Source organism: Dyella sp. RRB7 (assembly GCF_022761115.1).
GTDB lineage: Bacteria > Pseudomonadota > Gammaproteobacteria > Xanthomonadales > Rhodanobacteraceae > Dyella.
The window spans coordinates 61034-80368 of record NZ_JAKWJS010000001.1 but is presented as its reverse complement, the minus strand read 5'-3'; the positions used below and the strand labels follow the sequence as shown (position 1 = coordinate 80368).

Below are 19335 nucleotides of genomic sequence, written 5' to 3'. Positions count from 1 at the left end.
GCTACTGGCATTTGCTCGGGCATGTTCGCGGACGTTGCTTCCGATCATTGCCGCTTACTGCAAAAGCCAGATCAACGTCTTTGGACAGGGTATGGGTTTGTTATACCAAGCCTGGTCTTTAGAAATAAAAACACCCACCTCCCAGGCCGCTGACGCGGCCCGTGAGGTGGGTGCTATGCGACCGGCGATTGTGCCGATCGTTCTTTTTTAGCCGCTTAGCGGTTGGCCTGAGCCAGCATCGAATCGAGCACTTCGGTGATGAAACGCTGCTTGGCCTTTGGCAGCTACCAGCGGCCGATCCGCCGCACGACGCATCGCGGCCGTGAGATCGAATACATCGAGGTGACGCTGGCCGACATCGCACAGGCCAATGCGCTCGCCCACGACATGCTGGGCCGCAGCCTGGACGAGCTGCCGCCACAGACACGCAACCTGTTGCGTGCGCTGTGCGCGATGGTGGCCGAGTGCATGGCCACGCAAGCCGTGGCACGCAGCGACGTGCGCTTCAGCCGGCGCGAGGTGCGCGAGGCTACCGCGTGGGGCGACACGCAGCTGCGCGTACACCTGGATCGCCTCGTGGCGATGGAATACCTGCTCGTGCATCGCGGCAGCCGTGGCCAGAGCTTCGTCTACGAACTGCTGTACGACGGCGACGGCAGCGCTGCGCCGTACCTCTCCGGGCTGATCGACGTGGCTACGATGGCCATCTCGCGGGGTAGCGAGAGTGAGAACGCGGGGTCATCGCGGCCCGCTCGCGGTAGCCATGCGGCCACCTCGCACACGGTAGAAACCGCCCACAGCGCAGGCGTGGCAACGCTTGCCGGAAATGCCCCGCACACGCCGCGCCAAACGCACACCCTGAGCGTCGCGGTGGCATCGCCGTCGTACGTCGCAGCCTCACGTATCGCCTGACATGCCGCGCAAGGGTCAACGCATCAAGCATCGCAAACCCACGGCGGTGAAGCCGCCGAAGCCGGCCGTGGTGCACGTCGATCCGCTGGCCGCGCACCCGCTGACGAGGTACATGCACGCGCACCTCGAATGGATGCTCACGCACGGCTACAGCGCCGACACAGCACGGGCGCGCCGCATCGCGCTGCGACGCTTCATCGCGTGGTGCGACGAGCGACACCTGGACGATCCGCGCGCGATTACCCAGCCGATCCTGGAGCGCTACCAGAAGGCCCTTTTTTACTACCGTAAACCCAGCGGCGAGCCGATGACGCTGGGCAGCCAGCACGGCTACCTGGCGCCGCTGAAGACGTTTTTTAAGTGGCTGGTCCGCGAGCACCACATCCTCTGCAACCCGGCCTCCGAGCTGGTGTTGCCCAAGCAGCCCAAGCGCCTGCCACGCATCCTGCTCTCGGTGGACGACATCGAGGCGATCCTGCGCGAAGCGGAACCGACCAGTGCGCAGGGCCTGCGTGATCGGGCGATGCTGGAACTGCTGTACTCCACCGGGCTGCGCCGCATGGAGGTGCCGTCGCTGGCCCTCTACGATGCCGATCTGACCCGCCGATTGCTCTTCGTACGCGAGGGCAAGGGCCGCAAGGATCGCGTGGTGCCGCTGGGTGAGCGGGCCGTGGCGTGGCTGGCCAAGTACCTGATCGAGGCACGGCCGTCGCTCTTAGCCGCCGACACCAACGCGCTGTTTATCACCGACTACGGCGAGCCGATCACGCCCGAATACCTGGCTGACAAGGTGAAGCGCTACATGGCCTTCGCCGGCATCGACAAGCCCGGTGCCACGCACCTGTTTAGGCACGCCTGCGCCACGCACATGCTGGAGAATGGGGCGGACATCCGCTACATCCAGGCGCTGCTCGGCCACGCCAACCTGGCCACCACCGAGATCTACACGCACGTCTCCATCGAGAAGCTGCAGAAGATCCACGCGGCCACGCATCCGGCCCGGCTGACCCGCACCGAGCAGGCGGACGACGACACCCTCTGAACCGTGCCACAGCGCACCGCGCTGCCGCTTGCGCGCGCGTCGCGCGCGGCTGAAACTCGCGTCTAGGGAAAAATGCACGAAACAGGGAGAGGGTGTCTTCGTCAGCGGCTTGCCAACCCGCATCACGCCTAGGGAAAACCGGCCTCGGTACGACGAACTCGCGTCGGGGGCAACTGTTTATGCCTATGTAAGCAGCAACCCGCTATCACTTTTTGACATGTGGGGCCTTACACAAGCGGATATCAATTGCATGCTTGCTCTAGCAAAGAAAACGGAGACAGACCTGAAATTCCCTAAGGCAGCTCCAATAGTCCAGGACATGGCTACGCACACCGATTCGTTCGGTAACCAGATCATGGATGTCGGTGAGTACAACGCACTTAACGGCAAGATGTATTTGTCGAGCTACTACTTGCAGCCGTTGTCTGGAGATCAGTTGGTCGACCTGTACGACACAATAGTTCATGAGGCACTGCACAAAACCAGGGGCCCCTTCAGTGGTATCGGCGCAGCACATCAGGCTGTGTACCAAGATGCAAACAGACGGTCTAACGCGCAGGCAGATAACATCAAATCGGGGAGCGCAAATTGTGACTGTGGTAACTAAGTTGATCTCATTCGTCATCCTTTGCTGGGTTCCCATTTCGTGGGCACAGGAGGCCAACTTTGCAGTTGATAAGGTAGCGATCGATATTTCTGGCTGCCAGAAAGTTACGGCTAAGGAGGCGCAGTTTGCCTGCCATCGGCTTGGGCCTGGACAGGGATTTGTAGTTGCTGAAAGGCGCTATTGGCCGCCGAAACAAACAGACGATGATGCGTTTGAAAAAGTCACCGTGTACTTCCCTTCGAAGCCCACGTCAGGTCACGTCACCGACATACCCAGCGATGAGGTTCTAGTTTTCTTTAGCTCTGGCCCAAGCTCCTTTCCTGGAAAGCACGGCTGTTACGGAGCAGCTAAGGGAGGAAAAGTCGAGGTTACCGACATTTCGGAAAAGAGGGTGGCCGTAACAATTGACGTCTCAATTGATCTTAAAAGTCCGCTCGGATGGCAGGGTGAGTGCAAACAAGTGCGCCTTCGCAAGGATATCACTGCGCAAACGATTGCGATCAATGAGCTGAATGCCTGGGACGGGCTAGTAGCGCCAAGCTACGACTTATGGAAAGAGTCGCATCCGTGACTATCGATCGCGTCGCACGTTTATGCCTATGTGGGTGGGAATCCGCTGAGCTACGTCGATCCGCTTGGGTTGTGGGCTCTTACGCCTGACCAGCAGGCTGCTGTCGCGGCGGCAGCAAAGGATTGGTCCAATTCAAATGTGCCCTATGTCTTCGGTGGCTCATCGAAGAAGGGCGCAGATTGTTCTGGCTCCGTATCGTCCATTTTCGATCAAGCAGGCATTCCGCTTGGCAGAAAACAATCGCAGCAATTTAAGCAATCACCGTTTGAGCCAGTTCCTGCGGGTGCGCTGTTGGAGGTTGGCGACGTTGGTGTTTATCCTGGGCATGTTGTCATTTACGGTGGCGACACCGGGGTGGGCAAGGATGTATGGAGTGCCTCCCACACCAACGGTCCGGCGTTCGGCCCAGCAAATAGTGCTTGGTACGGAACTCCTGTTTGGTATCGCTACAACGGCCCGTAAATTCCGAGGCGATCAAAAATGCGTCAATTTATCTTTGCCATGCTGATATTCGCTGCACTCCCGGTGTGTGCGTCTGAGCCTCCTTGCACGAGCGTGAGCCGTAGTCTCACTGTTGAACGAAAAGAAGCTCTATCGTCCGCAATTGCCAAGCAGCTCGGAATGCCCAGCGTCGATGTGCTTCAGTCTTTTAAGTTTGGGGACTGGAGCATCATTTATGTCGATACGCATCAGTCGGATGAGGTGTTCCTGTTCTACGCACATGATCCCTTGACCTCTCACTACGTCACCATGTGGAGTGGCGGGGCGGCACGTGATGAGGAAGAGAGCATTCGGTCTTGGGCAGTACAGAATGCTCCGGGGATACCAGCGCAACTTGCCAGTTGTTTTGCTTGGCATGTAACCAAAGATCGTGATTTGTGATCTTCAGTAGAGTCGACCCTGGGGAACGATCATGAGTGAATCGGATCGCTCCGACAAACCGCTCACGCTCCTCTCGCATGGACGTGAGCAGGCTCTGGATCAGTGGCTGCGCGGAGAAGTGGTGTTGGTTTATCGGCAGCTGAAAGCAGCTCCTGCTTCAGGTCTATCGATCGACGCCCTTCGTGCAGCCTTGGCGCAGCGGCGTCAAAAGCCCCTCTAGCATTACGGCGAGACCGGCTTAGCCAGCACGGCCTGGATCGCCACCTCATTGTGCCGCGACGGCGCCTCTTCTTCGTCCTGGGCATCGATATAGGCCTGACTTAGCTGCGCGATCTCTTGATCGCCGAAGGCGGCGCCGACGATGTGATCCGCTACCTCCAATCCTTCGAATCCGGCTACGTCGGACGAGCATCACGAGCACGTGACATCGGTAGGCAGCTGAGCGGTGGGCGCTACCGAGGTCACGTGCTAGGCGAACGATTGGTGAGCTACATCGCCGAAATGTTTCGCGTCCGCGAAATCCTATCCATGTGCTGGAGCAGGATTGTGGCGAAGACTAGGCAAGGGGAGGCTCGCATCCAGGCGCTGACCACGCGGACCCCGTTCGGCGCCGCGCGCCTAATCCCCCTGCATCTCCACCCACCCCTCACTGGTGCGGATCTGCAGCGGACGGAAGCGTCGCTTGTAGTCCATCTTGGGATGGCCGGCGATCCAGAAGCCCAGGTAGATCCAGGGCAGGCCGCGGCGTTGGGCCAGGGCGACCTGCTGCAGGATGGCGTAGGTGCCGAGGCTGCGGGAGGTCTCTTCCGGGTCGTAGAAGGTGTAGACGGCCGATAGGCCTTGTAGGCAAATGTCCGTCACTGCCACGCCGAGCAGGCGCGAGCCTTCGCGGAATTCCAGGAACAGGGTGGGGCTCCAGGGGGCGGTCAGGAAGCGTCGAAAATCGCTGGCATCCGCTTCGTCCATGCCGCCACCGGGATGTCGCTGGCGCAGGTAGCGCTCGTACAGTGCATGCCGCTCGGCGTTGTAGCCGGCCATCGATTCGACCACCTGCAGGTCGGCGTTGCGCTTGAGGCAGCGGCGCTGGGAACGATCGGGGACGAAGTTCGCCACGTCGATGCGGCAGGGTGTGCAGGCCCGGCAGTTGGTGCAATAGGGGTAATACAGGTGACCGCCGGCGCGGCGGAAGCCGCGTTCCAGGGCGGGGCCGTACAGCTGGTCCAGCTGCGGGGCCGCCGGGTCGATCACCAGGTTCTGTGCCGTGCGCTCGGCAAAATAGCCGCAGGTGTGCGGCAGGGTTTGGAAGAGGCGGACACGATCGGAGCGCATGGGCCGATTCTATGTCCGCATTGCGTCGACGTGTGAGTAGGAAAAAGCCTATGTGTAGCGTCAGATCATCCGGCGAAGGCCGTCAGTTCAGCCTGGGGGCCGGTTAGATGATGCCCAGGTAACGCAGCATCAGCACCAGGATGGCGCCCGCCACGGCCAGCATGACGATGCGGCGGAAGCGGGTGGCGATGCTCTTGCGGCGTAGTTCCGGCGTGGGATTGCGGGCCAGGGCCAGTTCCTCGCCGTGGCGCACCACCGGTTCGATGCCCAATTCCTTCAGCACGGCGCGGGCCTCGGTGTAGTCGTCGGCCTTGTTGACCCAGACCTGGGGCCAGCTGTCACGGTCTTCCTGGCGCTGGGAATAGCTGAAGCGCTGATAGCTGGGCTTGTTCCAGCTGGAGCGGTTCATGATGGTGCATTCGATGCCTTTCTCACCCAGCAGGGCGGCCACGCGATCAATGTTTTCCTGCCGGGGTGAGGTGTAGAGCTGACGCATGGGGAATGCCTGTGTTCGTCGCCGGGGCGGGACGGAGGGGGTGTCCTGGCCCGACGGGACCTGCCGGGGCGGCACGGTCGCCGCCCCATGGCGCGGAGGGTGATTTTACTACGGTGCCCAATCGCTCAGCTGCGCAGGCGGATCAACCCTTCCTGCGCGGTCGAGGCCACCAGGCGGCCATCGCGGGTGAAGATCTGGCCCCGGGCCAGGCCCCGGGCGCCCTGGGCGGTGGGGCTGTCGAACGAGTACAGCAGCCATTCGTCCGCGCGGAACGGGCGGTGGAACCACAGCGCGTGGTCCAGGCTGGCCATCTGCACATTGTGCGTGTAGTAGGAAATGCCGTGCGGCAGGGTGGCGGTGCCGATCAGATTGAAGTCCGAGGCGTAGGCCAGCAGGGCGCGATGCAAGGCCGGCGAGTCGCCCACCGGCGCGGTCAGCCGGAACCAGATGTGCTGGAACGGCGGGCGCTTGGTCGGGTGCAGCTTGTTCTGCGGCCACACGTGGCGGAATTCGAACGGGGCATCCACGCCCAGCCAGCGCTGCAGCTTCTCCGGCAGCTTGGCCAGTTCCTCGGGCGGAAGCGGGTGCATCGGCTCGATGTCCTCGGGCATCGGCACCTCCGGCATCGACGACTGGTGCTCGAAGCCCGTCTCCGGCACCTGGAACGAGATCGAGCCGTTCAGGATCGGCTGGCCGTGCTGGATGGCTACCACCCGGCGGGACGAGAAGGTACCGCCGTCGCGCGTGCGCTCGACGCTGTACACGATCGGTGCGTTGATGTCGCCCGCGCGCAGGAAGTAGGCGTGCAGCGAATGGGCTTCGCGCAGCGGGTCAACGGTGCGCTGGGCCGCCGACAGGGCCTGACCCAGCACTTGCCCGCCAAACACGAACTGGGTGCCGATGTCGCGGCTCTGGCCACGGAACAGGTTGTCTTCCAGACGTTCGAGTTCGAGCAGGTCGACCAGCTCGCGGACGTGGTTTTCCGTCATGGATGGGGCTCGGCATGGCAATGGCCGGCGATTATAGCGACTGTCGGTGGGTGACTTGGTTTCCCGGTGCCTACAGACAGCCAGTCGCCGTCCCGTCATCCATCCACGGTCGTCACTGGGAGAACGGGCACATGGATGGTTTCACGTCGTCGGAGCGGTTGCTGGCGCTTAAGGGCGCCGGTCCCACGGTGGTCGCTCGGTTGGAGCAAATCGGCATCCATTCCCTGGCTCAACTGGCCGACACCGAGCCCGATGACCTGCTGTTGCAGATCAGCGCGATGCTGGGCGCCTCATGCTGGCGCAACAGCCCGCAGGCGCGCGCCGCCGTGACGGCCATGGTCCACATGGCCGGGCGGGCCGCCGTTAGCGGCCTGGGGCGGTGACCCGCTCCAGCCCGCTTCCCTGCAGCACTTCGGCCCAGGGAAACAGCGGGCCCGGATCGAGCTTGCGCGGCACCGCTTTGGCCGGGTCGTCGCTGGCCGGCACGCGGGCGGTATCCAGGTCCTCGTGGCCGGCAATCAGGTGCAGCTTGGGATAGTCCTGGCGCAGCTGGGCCAGCAGGGCCCGAAGGGCGGCGATCTGTTCGGCCGTGTACGGCTCGGTCATGGTCTGCCGCCGGGAGTCGTACCAGTCCGGGTAGCGGCCCAGGTTCACCAGTTCGATGCCGATGGTGTTGGCGTTATGCCCGCGCACATGGTTGGCCACCCGAGTGCCGGGCACATAGCGGTAAATCGCCCCGTCGCGGTCGATGTAGTAATGGCCGCTGGCGCCGGTACCGCTCTCGTACAGCACGCGCTCCCCGTATTCACGGGCGGTCGCCAGGTCGGGCAGCTCGGTGCAATGGATGACGACCATCTCCACGGCGCTGGCCGGGCGCTCGGGCAGCAGGGCAACGTAGGGCAGGGGCTGGTCGTGGATGGTGATCGGCATCGGGGCAGTCTCGCATGGGCCACGGCCCCGTGGAACGGCGCCTGTTACGATGCGCGGCCTGATGGATGCCGTTTTGGAGACCGCTATGCGCGGCCAGATTATTCTTTCGCATGGCTCGGACTCCGGTCCGGACGCCACCAAGGTCAGCGTGCTGGCCGCTTTTGCCGAATCGCTCGGCTGGCAGACCCATCGGCCTGACTACCGCGAGGACGATGCCAACGGCTTTGCCGACTCGGTGGCGCCCCGCGTGGCGCGGCTGCTGGCCGCCATCGACGCGGCGGAGGCACCACCGGTGCTGGTGGGGTCGAGCATGGGTTCGTTCGTCTCCGGGCTGGCCGCGCTGGAGCGCCCGGTGGCGGGCCTGTTCCTGCTGGCCACGCCCAGCGAGATTCCCGGCTACCCGGGTCCCTTCAATGTGCCCGGCGAAGTGCCGACGCTGCTGCTGCACGGCTGGCAGGACGACGTATGCCCGCCGGAAGGCGTGCTGGCCTTCGCCGCCCGTCGCCGCCTTCCACTATTGATGGTGGATGACGATCACCGGCTTAGTGCCAGTGTGGATCGCATCGTCGACGAGTTCGGCCTGTTCCTCGCCCAGTGGGGCGCGGCGGCATGAGCGCCTTCTTCGCCACCTGCCCCAAGGGTCTGGAATACCTGTTGCGCGACGAACTAGTTGCGCTCGGTGCCGACGATGTACGCGAATCGCTGGCCGGCGTGCATTTTGCGGGCACGTTGGAGGCCGCCTACCGCGCCTGCCTGTGGTCGCGCCTGGCCAGCCGCATCCTGATGCCGCTGGCCGAGTTCGATGCGGCCACCGACGATGCGCTCTACAGCGGCGTGCAGGCCATCGATTGGTCCACGCACCTGGCCGCCCATGCCACCCTGGCGGTGGATGCCAACTCGGCGCTGAGCAAGCTCACCCATAGCCAGTTCATCGCCCAGCGCGTGAAGGACGCGGTGGTCGACCAGTTCCGCCAGCGCGATGGTTCGCGCCCGGGCGTGGATACGGAAGAGCCCGACGTACGCATCAACCTGCGCCTGCGCCGTGATCGTGCCACGCTGTCGCTGGACCTGGCCGGCTCGCCGCTGCATCGCCGCGGCTGGCGCGAACTGCAAGGCGAGGCGCCGCTGAAGGAAAACCTGGCTGCCGCCATGCTGTTGCGCGCGCGCTGGCCGGAGATCTATGCCGAGGGCGGCGCGCTGCTCGATCCCATGTGCGGCTCGGGCACCTTGCTGATCGAAGGCGCCTGGATGGCCGCCGACGTGGCGCCGGGCCTGCACCGCGAGTACTACGGTTTCCTGGGCTGGCAGCAACACGACATTGCACTGTGGCGAAAGCTGCTGGACGAGGCGCGCGAGCGGGCCGATGCCGGCCTGCGCGCGCTGCGCGGCTGCTTCTTCGGCAGCGATGCCGATCCGCGCATGGTGCAGACGGCCAAGCGCAATGCGCAGGAGGCCGGCGTGGCGGGTTTCCTGACCCTGGACAAGCACGAGGTCACCCACGTATCGCCGCCGCCCGGCTACAGCCGTGGCTTGGTCATCACCAACCCGCCCTATGGTGAACGCCTGGGCGATCGGGCCGAGATGCCGCGCCTGTACCGGGCCATCGGCGAAACCCTGCGCGAACGCTTTGCCGGCTGGCGTGCCGCCGTGCTGGCGGGCGACGCGGAGCTGGGCCAGGCCATCCCGCTGCGGGCGGAAAAGAAATACGCGCTCTACAACGGTGCGCTGGAAACCGTGCTGCTGGTGTATGAACTGCACGCGCGGGCCGAGACCCCGCGCGAGGCCAAGCCGCTGTCCGAAGGCGCGCAGATGCTGCGCAACCGGCTGGAGAAGAACCTGCGCCACCTGCGCAAGCGGCTGGAGCGTGAGGGCATCCATTGCTGGCGTGCTTATGACCAGGACCTGCCCGAGTACGCGGCCGCCATCGACGTCTATGCCGATGACGGCGGCGCGCCCTACCTGCATATCCAGGAATACCGCGCCCCCGCCGATATCCCGGTGGAGACCGCACGGCACCGCCTGCGCGAGATCGTGCGCGTGGCCGGCGAGGTATTCGGCGTGCCGCGCGACCGCATCGCGTTGAAGACGCGCGAGCGGGGCAAGGGCGGCTCCAAGTACGGCCAGTTCGACCAGCGCGGCGAGTTCATCGAGGTGGCCGAGGGTGGGCTGAAGTTCCTGGTCAATCTCGCCGACTACCTGGACACCGGCCTGTTCATCGACCACCGTCTGGTGCGCGCCAAGTTGCGCGAGCTGGCCGAAGGCCGGCGCTTCCTCAACCTGTTCGCCTATACCGCCACGGCCAGCGTCTATGCCGCGGCGGGCGGCGCACGCGATACCACCAGCGTGGACCTGTCGGCCACCTATCTGGACTGGGCATCGCGCAACCTGGCGCTTAACGGGTTCAGCGGCGCGCGCCATCGCCTGATGCAGGCGGATGCACTGAGCTTCCTGGAAAGCGATCGCGATCGCTACGGGCTGATCTACGTCGATCCGCCGACGTTCTCCAACTCCAAGCGCGCCGAGGATTTCGACGTTCAGCGCGATCACGTGCGCCTGCTGCTGGCCTGCGCCGAACGCCTCACGGCCGACGGCGTACTGGTGTTCTCCAACAATTTCCGGCGCTTCAAGCTGGATCATGAAGCCCTGAATGAACGGTTCATCATTGAGGACTGGAGCGCGCCCAGCATCCCGTTCGACTTCACCCGGCGGGCGGACATCCACGGCTGCTGGCTGCTGCGCCTGCACCCGCAGGAATCGCCCTGGAACAGCAGTGTGAACCACGTCCGTAAACAAGGCAGGCGCTAGGCGGCCAGACGCGGTTTGCTCAGTGCCGATTCAGCGCGAAAGTCACAGCATTGATCCCGGCAAAGAGCGATAGAAGGCAGTCTCGAATCCTTCTGTCGGAATCAAGCCTCCCTTGGGAGACAAACTCATGAACAAGACTAAGCTTTCCACCGTCAAGCGCGTTGCACTGGCTGTTGCCATGTTGGTCGGCTGTGCCGCCGTTGCTCCTGCCTTCGCCGGCCATGTGAGCTTGAACGTGGGTATCGGTCTGCCGGTGGTGGGCGTGGGTTACGCGCCGGCCCCGGTGGTCTACGCACCGCCGCCGCCGGTCTACTACGCGCCGGCTCCGGTGGTCTACGCGCCCGCTCCGGTTTATTACGGTCCTGCCGTCGGCGCAGCGGTCGTGGTGGGTGGCCATCCGGGCTACTACCACCGCGGCGGTTACTACTACCGTGGCGGCTACCGTTACTACGGTCACTGATCGCAGCGATAGCGTTGCCCAGACAAGGCCCGGCTCACGCCGGGCCTTTGTCGTTCAGGGAGGCTACGGAGGATTGCCATGCTTGATCGCCGTGGTGCTGAGCTGCTCGAACTGTGCCTTGTCGATCTTGGCGACCGACTGGACACCACAGGGAGGCTGGTCCCGTGAGGTGACAGTCTCACCAGCCTCGCCGCATAGGGCACCCATGCCCGCCGCCTTGTTGGAGGGATTGGGGCGGAAACGTAGGCTCTGCTCGATGCCCAAGTGAGGGCAAATGGCCTGGAGTTTTACCAGGTAATGGTCCGGGCCAGTACGGGCGATCACGGTGCGGCTATCGACCACGTACCATTCGTTGATGCGGTCTGGGCGCAGACACTGGCTGGTCGGACGCAAGGGCGTATATGCGGGCGCTTGATCGGCGGCAATGGCTGATGTGCCGATGGTGGCCAGGGTGCCCGCCAGCAGGAGGGAAACAGGACTTTTCATAGGTCACCTCGCGAAGGGAAAGGACACATCTTTCAAGCGCAGACGTGGCGTCGTAGCGCACACCTGTCAAGCCTGCGCCATCGGCGCATCACAAGATGTGAACGCTCGCTGCGGCATGGTGCGCGAATGTTTGGGTGCGATGCCAGCTGTCAGAGAGTCCCGCAAGCGAATCGCGATCGCGGGTATGCCGGGTTTACCAGCCGGAGGCGCCGATGACCCTGGCGCAATCGGCCGCGGAAGCCGAGGCGCTGTTACGGCGATTTCGGCGAATCCGCACCCGTAGCGTTGCCTTGTGCGCATCACTGAGCGCCGAGGACATGATGGTGCAATCGATGCCCGACGCCAGCCCGGCCAAGTGGCATCTTGCCCATACCACGTGGTTCTTCGAGCAGTTCGTGCTGGAGCGCGCAGGCGATTACCGATCGCCCCATCCCGAGTGGCACTACCTGTTCAACTCCTACTACCAAACGGTGGGGCCGATGCACGCGCGGCCCCACCGCGGCCTGCTGTCGCGTCCCGGCATGGCGCAGATCCATGACTATCGCGAGCGCGTGGATGCGGCGGTGAGCGAGCGCTTGTCGCGTGGCGTCGATGCCGCCACCCTGGCGGTTATCGAGCTAGGGCTGGAGCACGAGCAACAGCATCAGGAGTTGCTGCTCACCGACATCAAGCACGCCTTTGCGAGCAATCCGCTAAGGCCGGCCTATACCGCGCGGCTCGCGGCAGGCACGGTAACCAGTGCGGCGCCACTGGAATTCATCACCGGGGCCGAAGGCGTGGTGGAGATCGGTCACGACGGCGATGGTTTTGCCTTCGACAACGAATCCCCGCGCCATCGCACCCTGTTGCATCCGCATGCGCTGGCGAACCGGCTGGTGACGAATGCGGAGTACGCCGCCTTTGTGCACGACGGCGGCTACCGCGAAGCATCGCTGTGGCTGTCCGATGGATGGGACACCGTACGTCGCGAGCAATGGCAGCGCCCGCTGTATTGGCAGGAGGATATGGCCAGCGAGTTCACGCTGGCCGGCGTGCAAGCGATCGACCCCCATGCGCCGGTATGCCACGTCAGCTACTACGAAGCCGATGCCTTTGCGCGCTGGGCCGGCGTGCGCCTGCCCACCGAGGCGGAGTGGGAGCACGCGGCGGCGGCCCTGCCGGTGCGCGGCAACCTGCTCGACGAAGAGCGTTTCCATCCGCGGGCGGCGACGCCTGGACCAGGCTTGCTGCAGATGTATGGCGACGTGTGGGAATGGACCGCTTCGCCCTATGTCAGCTATCCCGGCTTCCGGCCGTTGGCCGGCGCGCTGGGCGAATACAACGGCAAGTTCATGTGCGGGCAATGGGTGCTGCGCGGCGGCTCCTGTGCGACGCCGCGCGAGCATGTCCGTGCGAGCTACCGGAATTTCTTTCCACCTCATGCGCGTTGGCAGTTCATGGGGATACGACTGGGGCAAGACCGATGAGTGTGCAAGCCTTCGACCTTCGCGACGACGACCGTCGTCCGCCAGCCGATGACCTGATAGAGGTGGTGCAGCGTGGCTTGCGTGCGCGGCCCAAGCGCCTGCCGTCGTGGCTGTTCTATGACGAACGTGGCTCGCAATTGTTCGAGGCGATCTGTGAGCAGCCCGAGTACTACCTGACGCGTTGCGAGGTCGCCTTGATGGCGGCGCACGCCGCGGAGATGGCCGATGTGCTGGGCGAGGACGTGCGCCTGGTGGAATACGGCAGCGGCAATGCCTTGAAGACCCATATGTTGCTTGAGCATATGCATGCTCCGGTGTCCTATGTGCCGGTGGAGATATCGCCGGAACCGCTGCGTCGAAGCGTGCAGGGATTGTCCGAACGCTTTCCGGCTCTGTCGGTGCAGCCGTTGCCCGGGGATTTCACGCGGGCGCTGCGCTTGCCGATTCCGCCGCGAGCGCCGCGTCGGACGGTGCTGTATTTCCCCGGTTCGACCATCGGCAACTTCGAGGTCCGCGAGGCATCGAACCTGCTGCGCAAGATGCGCAACGAGATGGGTGATGGCGGCGGCATTCTCATCGGTGCCGACCTGAAGAAGGACGCCGCGACCATCGAAGCCGCCTACAACGATCGCGCCGGCATCACCGCCGAGTTCACGCTGAACATGCTGGTACGGCTCAATCGCGAGGTCGGCAGCGATTTCGATATCGGTGCGTTCCGCCACCACGCGCACTACAACGCCATGGCCGGTCGCATCGAAACCTTTCTGGTCAGCACGCGCGACCAGAAGGTACGCGTAGGCAAGCAGCAGGTATCGTTCACCGCCGAGGAAGCCATGCAGGTCGAATACAGCTGCAAGTATTCGCACGCGGACTTTGCCGCGCTGGCCGCCAAGGCGGGCCTGGAAGTAGCGCAGGGGTGGATGGACCCGCTCGGCATGTTCGCCGTGTACTACCTGGTACGCGCCGGGTCGCGGGTTCGCGACGCGGCGCCTCCCTTGCGCTAAGGGCTGAACACCAGCACCAGGAACACCGCGAACATCGACAGGTGCACCGCGCCTTCGAGCATGGTGGTTCGCCAGCCGGAAAAAGTCAGGCTGCTCAGCACCAGGGTGGAGGCCAGCAACACGATGCTTGCCGGCGGCAGGCCCAGTACCACCGTCTTGCCGGTAAACAGGCCGATGGCAAGCACGGCCGGCACGGTAAGGCCCACCGTGGACGCCGCGCCGCCCAGGCAAAGGTTGATCGCGCGGGTGAGTTCATCGCGGCGAATGGCCACCAGTGCGGAAATGCCTTCCGGGGTGAACACCAGCATGGCGATGATGATGCCCCCCAGCGCATGCGGCGCCCCGGTGGCGGCAATGCCGTAGTCGAGGATCTTGGCCAGGCTCTTGGACAGGATCACGATCGGCAGGATGTTGATCAGCAGCAGCGCCAAGTGCAGCGCTATTTCGCTCTTGCGCGCCTTGCGTGGCGGCGGGGGCGGCGTTTCCGGTTCGTTGGCATCGGAGGTGGCCTTGGGCGCCACGAAGTAGCCCTTGTGCCGTCCGGTCTGCAGCCACAGGAACATGCCATAGAGCGCGATGGTCAGGATCGAGAAACTGATGGCCTGGATGGGGGTGAGCGTGCCGTCGGGGGTGGACGAGGTGAAGCTGGGCAGCATCAGGGCAATCGTGGCCAGCGGAATGATCACCGCCAGATAAGCCGACGCGCCGTGCAGGTTGAACGCCTGTTCGTGATGGCGGATGCCGCCGATCAACAGGCCCAGGCCAACCACGCCATTGAGCACGATCATCAACACCGCGAACATGGTGTCGCGAGCAAGCGTGGCGGTGTCGCCCGCGCCCAGCATCACGGCGGAAATCAGCACCACCTCGATGATCACGATGGACAGCGTGAGCACCAGGGTGCCCACGGGCTCGCCGAACATGCCGGCCAGTTCCTCTGCCTCGTGCACGACGCCGAACGCGACCCATACGATCACGAAGAACAGCCATGCGAACAGGGCAAGCCCGATTTCGTGCCGGCTCAGTTGCGCCATCCAGTCGGAGCCGAAGACCAGGAACAGTGTCACCGTGATCCAGGCGATGGCCGGGCGAATGAGCATCTTGGGCCGGAACGGTGGCTGTGTTGCAGCCGTAGGCGATGCATCGAGGGTCATGGCAGGTAGATTTCCAGAAGCCGGCGGTTTGGACGGTCATGCCGGCATCGGCCGGCATGACGGGCAAAGCGTGTAGCGCGCAGGGTTTCCTACCCTTGCGATGACGAAAGCAAGTTACCACCCCAGTCTGCCGGATCCACGTCCGCAATCGATTGCGAGAAAATCCAGCGGTGCCCACCGATATCTTCGGCAGTGTATTGGCGCTCGCCGTAAGGGTGATCCGCCGGTGCCGCGACGATCTTCGCGCCGCATTCGACCGACCGGGCGTAATGGCCATCCACATCGTGCACATGCACCATCACGGCATGCGCATGGTTCGTTGTCTTTTGCGCATCATGGCTTTGGGTGACGACGATCGATGCGCCTTCGAATACCAGCTGCACGCGGTGGTCGCCGATGCGTAGCCGTTCGCGGAAGCCGAAGGCGCGGCATAGCCACTCGGCCGCGACGGAGACGTCGGCATAGGCCAGCTCGGGAATGATGATGCCCGGTGGCATGGAGCGGTTGATGAGCATGAACGCAGCTTCCTTTCGCGTTGGCGGCGGACCTGTCTTGCCGTGATGGTACGGCAATGCGTATGGCGCCGCCCCTGAGCCACAGGCGGCCCAGGTATCGGGCTTCGGCGAGGCGCGCCCTGGCGATCAGCCGGGCCGGCGCGCGCCCAGCGACAGCAGCACGTCCTGCGCCGCGCGGATTCGCTCGGTGGCGCCCGGCAGTTCCAGGTTCACCTTCAGCTTGTCCTGGCCATCGAGCTTGTATACGCGCGGCTGGCTCTGGATCAGCCGGATGATCGCCATGGGGTCGACCTCGGGCTTGTCGCGGAAAGTGATGCGTCCGCCATTGGCGCCGAAGTCGAGCTTGCGAATGCCCAGCGGGGTGGCCATCAGCTTGAGCTGGGCCACCGCAAACAGCTGCTTGGCCGGGTCCGGCAACAGGCCGAAGCGATCGATCATCTCCACTTGCAGGTCGCGCAGATGATCCTCGCTGCGCGCGCTGGCGATGCGCTTGTACAGCGTCAGGCGCGTGTGCACGTCGGGCAGGTAGTCGTCCGGAATCAGCGCCGGAAGGTGCAGCTCGACTTCCGTTTCGTGCTCGCTGCTGAGATCGAAGTCGGGCAGCTTGCCGGACTTCAGCGCGCGTACCGCGCGCTCCAGCAACTCGGTGTAGAGGCCGAAGCCGATTTCCTGGATCTGGCCCGACTGCTCGTCGCCCAGCAGTTCGCCCGCGCCACGGATCTCCAGGTCGTGCGTGGCCAGGGTGAAGCCGGCGCCCAGTTCTTCCAGCGAGGCCAGCGCTTCCAGGCGCTTTTCCGCATCGGCAGTCATCGCCTTGCGATCGGGCACGACCAGATAGGCGTAGGCGCGATGGTGCGAACGTCCCACGCGTCCGCGCAGCTGGTGCAACTGCGCCAGGCCGAAGCGGTCGGCGCGGTTGATGATGATGGTGTTGGCGGTGGGAATGTCGATGCCGGTTTCGATGATGGTGGTGCACACCAGCACGTTGAAGCGTTGCCGGTGGAAATCCGCCATCACGCGCTCCAGCTCGCGCTCGGGCATCTGGCCGTGGGCCACGCCGATGCGCGCTTCGGGAATCAGTTCCTGCAGCTCGCGCGTGGTGCGTTCGATGGTGTCCACTTCGTTGTGCAGGAAGTACACCTGGCCGCCGCGCGCCAGCTCGCGCTGGAACGCCTCGCGGATCAGCGCCGGCTCCCACGCCGCGATGAACGTGCGCACCGCCATGCGATGCGCCGGTGGCGTGGCGATCAGCGACAGGTCGCGCAGGCCGCTCATGGCCATGTTGAGCGTGCGCGGAATCGGCGTGGCCGTCATGGTGAGCAGGTCGACCTCGGCGCGCAGCTTCTTCAGCTGTTCTTTCTGGCGCACGCCGAAACGCTGTTCCTCATCCACCACCACCAGGCCGAGATTCTTGAACTTGATCTCCGGCTGCAGCAGCTTGTGCGTGCCGATGATCACGTCGATCTGGCCGTCGGCGAGGCGCTTGAGTGCCTCGTTCACTTCCTTGGACGACTTGAAGCGCGACAGCACGTCCACGCGCACCGGCCAGTCGGCGAAGCGGTCGGCGAAGTTGCGGTAGTGCTGCTGGGCGAGCAGGGTGGTCGGCACCAGCACGGCAACCTGGCGGCCGGCGGTGGCGGCGGCGAACGCCGCGCGCAATGCCACCTCGGTCTTGCCGAAACCCACGTCGCCGCAGATCACGCGATCCATCGCGCGCGGCGCGGCCAGGTCGCCGAGCACCGCGTCGATCGCCTGCAACTGGTCGGGCGTTTCCTCGAATGGGAAGCTGGCGCCGAACTCTTCCACCAACTGGCGATCGATCGGCAACGACTCGCCGCCGCGCGCCTCGCGCTGGGCATAGATGGCGAGCAGCTCGGCTGCCACGTCGCGCACTTTTTCGGCGGCCTTCCTGCGCGCGCGTTCCCAGGCGTCGCCGCCCAGCGAATGCAGTGGCGCCAGCTCCGGCGCGGTACCGGTGTAGCGGCTCACCAGCCCCAGCTGCGCCACCGGCACGTAGAGCTTGTCGCCCTTGGCGTATTCGATGGTGAGGAACTCGCCCTCCATGCCGCCCAGCTCCATCGACACCAGGCCCTGGTAGCGGCCCACGCCATGGTCGACGTGCACGATCGGTGCGCCGATGGTCAGCTCGGTGAGATCGCGGATGATGCTTTCGGGATCGCGCGCCGCGCCACGGCGGCGCTTGCGTTCCGTGCGCACGCGCTCGCCGAACAGTTCGCGTTCGGTGAGCACGGTGATGGCGGGGGCGGTGAGCGCGAAGCCTTGTTCAAGCGCCGCGATGGTGATTGCCAGGCGCAGCTTGTCGCCACCGGACAGGAAGCCCTGCCAGCCTTCCACGGTATCCGGCTTGAGGCCGGTGCCGGCGAGCTGCTCGATCAGCGCCTCGCGTCGTCCGGCCGAATCGGAGGCGATCAGCACGCGCCCCGGATAGTTGGCGAGGAAATGGCGCAGCGAGGTGCCCGGTTCCTCGCCCTTGCGGTTGAGCGGCAGCTCCGGCGCCGGTTGCGTGCCGCTGGGCAGCGCATGCTCGTGGCCGCTTTCGACCAGCTCCACGCGCAGGCGCTTGTTGAGCTGTTCGCGCAGCAGTTCCGGCGGCAGGTACAGCTCGGCCGGCGGCAACACCGGGCGCTCGATGTCGTGTGCGCGCTGGTCGTAGCGCTCGCCGGTCTGCGTCCAGAACTGTTCGGCCGCATCTAGCGCGCCTTCGCCCAGCAGGAACACGGCGCTGTCGGCGAGGTAGTCGAACAGGGTGGCGGTCTGTTCGAAGAACATCGGCAGGTAATACTCGATGCCGCCGGGCGTCACGCCTTCCTTCATGTCCTGGTAGAGCGGGCAGCGGCGCACGTCGATGGGGAAGCGCTCGCGCAGGCGCGTGCGGAAATCCTTGGCGGCGTTCTCGGTCAGCGGGAATTCGCGGCCGGGCAGCAGCTCGATGCGCTCCACCTGTTGTTGCGAGCGCTGCGTTTCCGGATCGAAGCTGCGGATGGATTCCACCTCGTCATCGAACAGCTCGATGCGATAAGGCTCGGCCGCGCCCATCGGGAAGATGTCGATCAGTGCACCGCGCACGGCAAAGTCGCCCGGTTCGGCCACCTGGTGCACGTTGCGGTAGCCGGCCGCTTCCAGCCGGCGTTGCTCGGCGGCCAGGTCCAGCTTCTGGGCCTTCTTCACCATCAGGCCGGCGCCGGTGATATGGCTGCGCGGGGCGATGCGCTGCATCAGCGTGGCGATGGGCACCACCAGCACGCCGCGCTGGGTGCTGGGCAACTGGTAAAGCGTGGCGATGCGCTGCGAGACGATGTCCGGATGTGGACTGAACACGTCGTAGGGCAGGGTTTCCCAGTCCGGGAAATGCAGCACCGGCAGGTTGCCCGCGAACACGCGCAGCTCGTCTTCCAGCGCGTGGGCGCGCTGGGTGTCGCGCGTGACGGCGACCAGCAAGCCCTCGTGCGAGCGGGCGGCTTCCGCCACCAGCAGGGCGCGTGAGGAGCCGTGCGGCGACGTCCAGTAGCGACGCTGCTTGGGGCTGGTGGGCAGGGGCGGGTGAGGGATCGTATGGGCCATGCGGACGCTGCACTCAGGAGCGCAGCCATCGGGCCGCGCCGGGAAAGCGGGCAAGTGTAACGCGACCGCCCCGGCAAGCCGGGGCGGTGGTTCACATCGGGGAGC

The 19335-nt window shown here is 64.7% G+C and carries 21 protein-coding genes; 12 read left to right on the top strand and 9 right to left on the bottom strand.

Going from position 1 to position 19335, the window contains the following annotated elements:
• The first annotated feature begins 258 nt into the window (after nt 1–258).
• From MJ606_RS00355 to MJ606_RS00330, 6 genes are all read left to right on the top strand, one after another.
• Entirely contained in the window at nt 259–912 is a 654-nt protein-coding gene (locus tag MJ606_RS00355; protein ID WP_243047372.1) for a hypothetical protein, read from the top strand.
• Nucleotide 913: 1 nt separating this feature from the next.
• A complete protein-coding gene (gene xerC / locus MJ606_RS00350) occupies nt 914–1954 on the top strand; it encodes a site-specific tyrosine recombinase XerC (RefSeq protein ID WP_243047371.1) in 1041 nt (346 codons plus the stop codon).
• 608 nt (nt 1955–2562) lie between these two features.
• Nucleotides 2563–3132 carry a hypothetical protein gene (locus MJ606_RS00345; protein WP_243047370.1) on the top strand — a complete coding sequence of 190 codons (570 nt, stop codon included), beginning with the start codon at nt 2563–2565 and terminating at the stop codon, nt 3130–3132.
• A gap of 30 nt (nt 3133–3162) precedes the next feature.
• Nucleotides 3163–3594 carry an NlpC/P60 family protein gene (locus MJ606_RS00340; protein WP_243047368.1) on the top strand — a complete coding sequence of 144 codons (432 nt, stop codon included), beginning with the start codon at nt 3163–3165 and terminating at the stop codon, nt 3592–3594.
• Nucleotides 3595–3612: 18 nt separating this feature from the next.
• Nucleotides 3613–4014, top strand: a complete 402-nt coding sequence (locus MJ606_RS00335) for a hypothetical protein (protein ID WP_243047367.1) — start codon at nt 3613–3615, stop codon at nt 4012–4014.
• 31 nt (nt 4015–4045) lie between these two features.
• Nucleotides 4046–4234 carry a hypothetical protein gene (locus tag MJ606_RS00330; RefSeq protein WP_243047366.1) on the top strand — a complete coding sequence of 63 codons (189 nt, stop codon included), beginning with the start codon at nt 4046–4048 and terminating at the stop codon, nt 4232–4234.
• A 2-nt stretch (nt 4235–4236) separates the two neighbouring features.
• Here MJ606_RS00330 and MJ606_RS00325 read toward each other — a convergent pair whose 3' ends face one another.
• The 4 genes from MJ606_RS00325 to tesB form a co-directional block, all read right to left on the bottom strand.
• Entirely contained in the window at nt 4237–4395 is a 159-nt protein-coding gene (locus MJ606_RS00325; protein ID WP_243047365.1) for a hypothetical protein, read from the bottom strand.
• 237 nt (nt 4396–4632) lie between these two features.
• Nucleotides 4633–5343, bottom strand: a complete 711-nt coding sequence (locus MJ606_RS00320) for an arginyltransferase (protein WP_243047363.1) — start codon at nt 5341–5343, stop codon at nt 4633–4635.
• A 103-nt stretch (nt 5344–5446) separates the two neighbouring features.
• Nucleotides 5447–5839, bottom strand: a complete 393-nt coding sequence (locus MJ606_RS00315) for a DUF2007 domain-containing protein (RefSeq protein ID WP_243047361.1) — start codon at nt 5837–5839, stop codon at nt 5447–5449.
• Between the two features lie 125 nt (nt 5840–5964).
• On the bottom strand, nt 5965–6828 hold the full coding sequence (gene tesB, locus MJ606_RS00310; protein ID WP_243047360.1) for an acyl-CoA thioesterase II: 864 nt from the start codon (nt 6826–6828) through the stop codon (nt 5965–5967).
• A 131-nt stretch (nt 6829–6959) separates the two neighbouring features.
• On the opposite strand from tesB, the gene MJ606_RS00305 reads away from it, so the two are divergent.
• On the top strand, nt 6960–7211 hold the full coding sequence (locus MJ606_RS00305) for a helix-hairpin-helix domain-containing protein (RefSeq protein WP_243047359.1): 252 nt from the start codon (nt 6960–6962) through the stop codon (nt 7209–7211).
• Here MJ606_RS00305 and MJ606_RS00300 read toward each other — a convergent pair.
• Nucleotides 7192–7758, bottom strand: coding sequence for an N-acetylmuramoyl-L-alanine amidase (locus MJ606_RS00300; RefSeq protein WP_243047358.1), 567 nt, complete (start codon nt 7756–7758; stop codon nt 7192–7194). The two genes, MJ606_RS00305 and MJ606_RS00300, sit on opposite strands and share 20 nt — an antisense overlap.
• 85 nt (nt 7759–7843) lie before the next feature.
• Here MJ606_RS00300 and MJ606_RS00295 point away from each other — a divergent pair, with 85 nt between their 5' ends.
• From MJ606_RS00295 to MJ606_RS00285, 3 genes are all read left to right on the top strand, one after another.
• A complete protein-coding gene (locus tag MJ606_RS00295; protein ID WP_243047357.1) occupies nt 7844–8371 on the top strand; it encodes an alpha/beta fold hydrolase in 528 nt (175 codons plus the stop codon).
• Entirely contained in the window at nt 8368–10563 is a 2196-nt protein-coding gene (rlmKL, locus tag MJ606_RS00290) for a bifunctional 23S rRNA (guanine(2069)-N(7))-methyltransferase RlmK/23S rRNA (guanine(2445)-N(2))-methyltransferase RlmL (protein WP_243047355.1), read from the top strand. Before MJ606_RS00295 ends, rlmKL begins: the two co-directional genes overlap by 4 nt.
• Before the next feature lie 127 nt (nt 10564–10690).
• Entirely contained in the window at nt 10691–11023 is a 333-nt protein-coding gene (locus MJ606_RS00285; RefSeq protein WP_243047354.1) for a hypothetical protein, read from the top strand.
• A 63-nt stretch (nt 11024–11086) separates the two neighbouring features.
• Here the strand turns inward: MJ606_RS00285 and MJ606_RS00280 are convergent, their stop codons facing one another.
• On the bottom strand, nt 11087–11509 hold the full coding sequence (locus MJ606_RS00280; protein ID WP_243047353.1) for a DUF6491 family protein: 423 nt from the start codon (nt 11507–11509) through the stop codon (nt 11087–11089).
• A 212-nt stretch (nt 11510–11721) separates the two neighbouring features.
• On the opposite strand from MJ606_RS00280, the gene egtB reads away from it, so the two are divergent.
• Nucleotides 11722–12975 (top strand): ergothioneine biosynthesis protein EgtB, encoded by a 1254-nt coding sequence (gene egtB / locus MJ606_RS00275; protein ID WP_243047352.1) that lies wholly within the window; start codon nt 11722–11724, stop codon nt 12973–12975.
• The gene (gene egtD / locus MJ606_RS00270; RefSeq protein WP_243047351.1) at nt 12972–13979 is read left to right on the top strand and encodes an L-histidine N(alpha)-methyltransferase; all 1008 of its coding nucleotides are present in this window, start codon (nt 12972–12974) and stop codon (nt 13977–13979) included. The genes egtB and egtD overlap by 4 nt, the downstream gene beginning before the upstream one ends.
• Here the strand turns inward: egtD and MJ606_RS00265 are convergent.
• The 3 genes from MJ606_RS00265 to mfd all read right to left on the bottom strand — a co-directional run bounded on the left by MJ606_RS00265 (nt 13976) and on the right by mfd (nt 19230).
• Nucleotides 13976–15133, bottom strand: a complete 1158-nt coding sequence (locus MJ606_RS00265; protein WP_243047350.1) for a calcium:proton antiporter — start codon at nt 15131–15133, stop codon at nt 13976–13978. The genes egtD and MJ606_RS00265 overlap by 4 nt on opposite strands.
• Nucleotides 15134–15222: 89 nt before the next feature.
• On the bottom strand, nt 15223–15648 hold the full coding sequence (locus tag MJ606_RS00260; RefSeq protein WP_243047348.1) for a VOC family protein: 426 nt from the start codon (nt 15646–15648) through the stop codon (nt 15223–15225).
• Between the two features lie 126 nt (nt 15649–15774).
• Nucleotides 15775–19230 (bottom strand): transcription-repair coupling factor, encoded by a 3456-nt coding sequence (gene mfd, locus MJ606_RS00255; protein WP_243047347.1) that lies wholly within the window; start codon nt 19228–19230, stop codon nt 15775–15777.
• Nucleotides 19231–19335 lie beyond the last annotated feature (105 nt).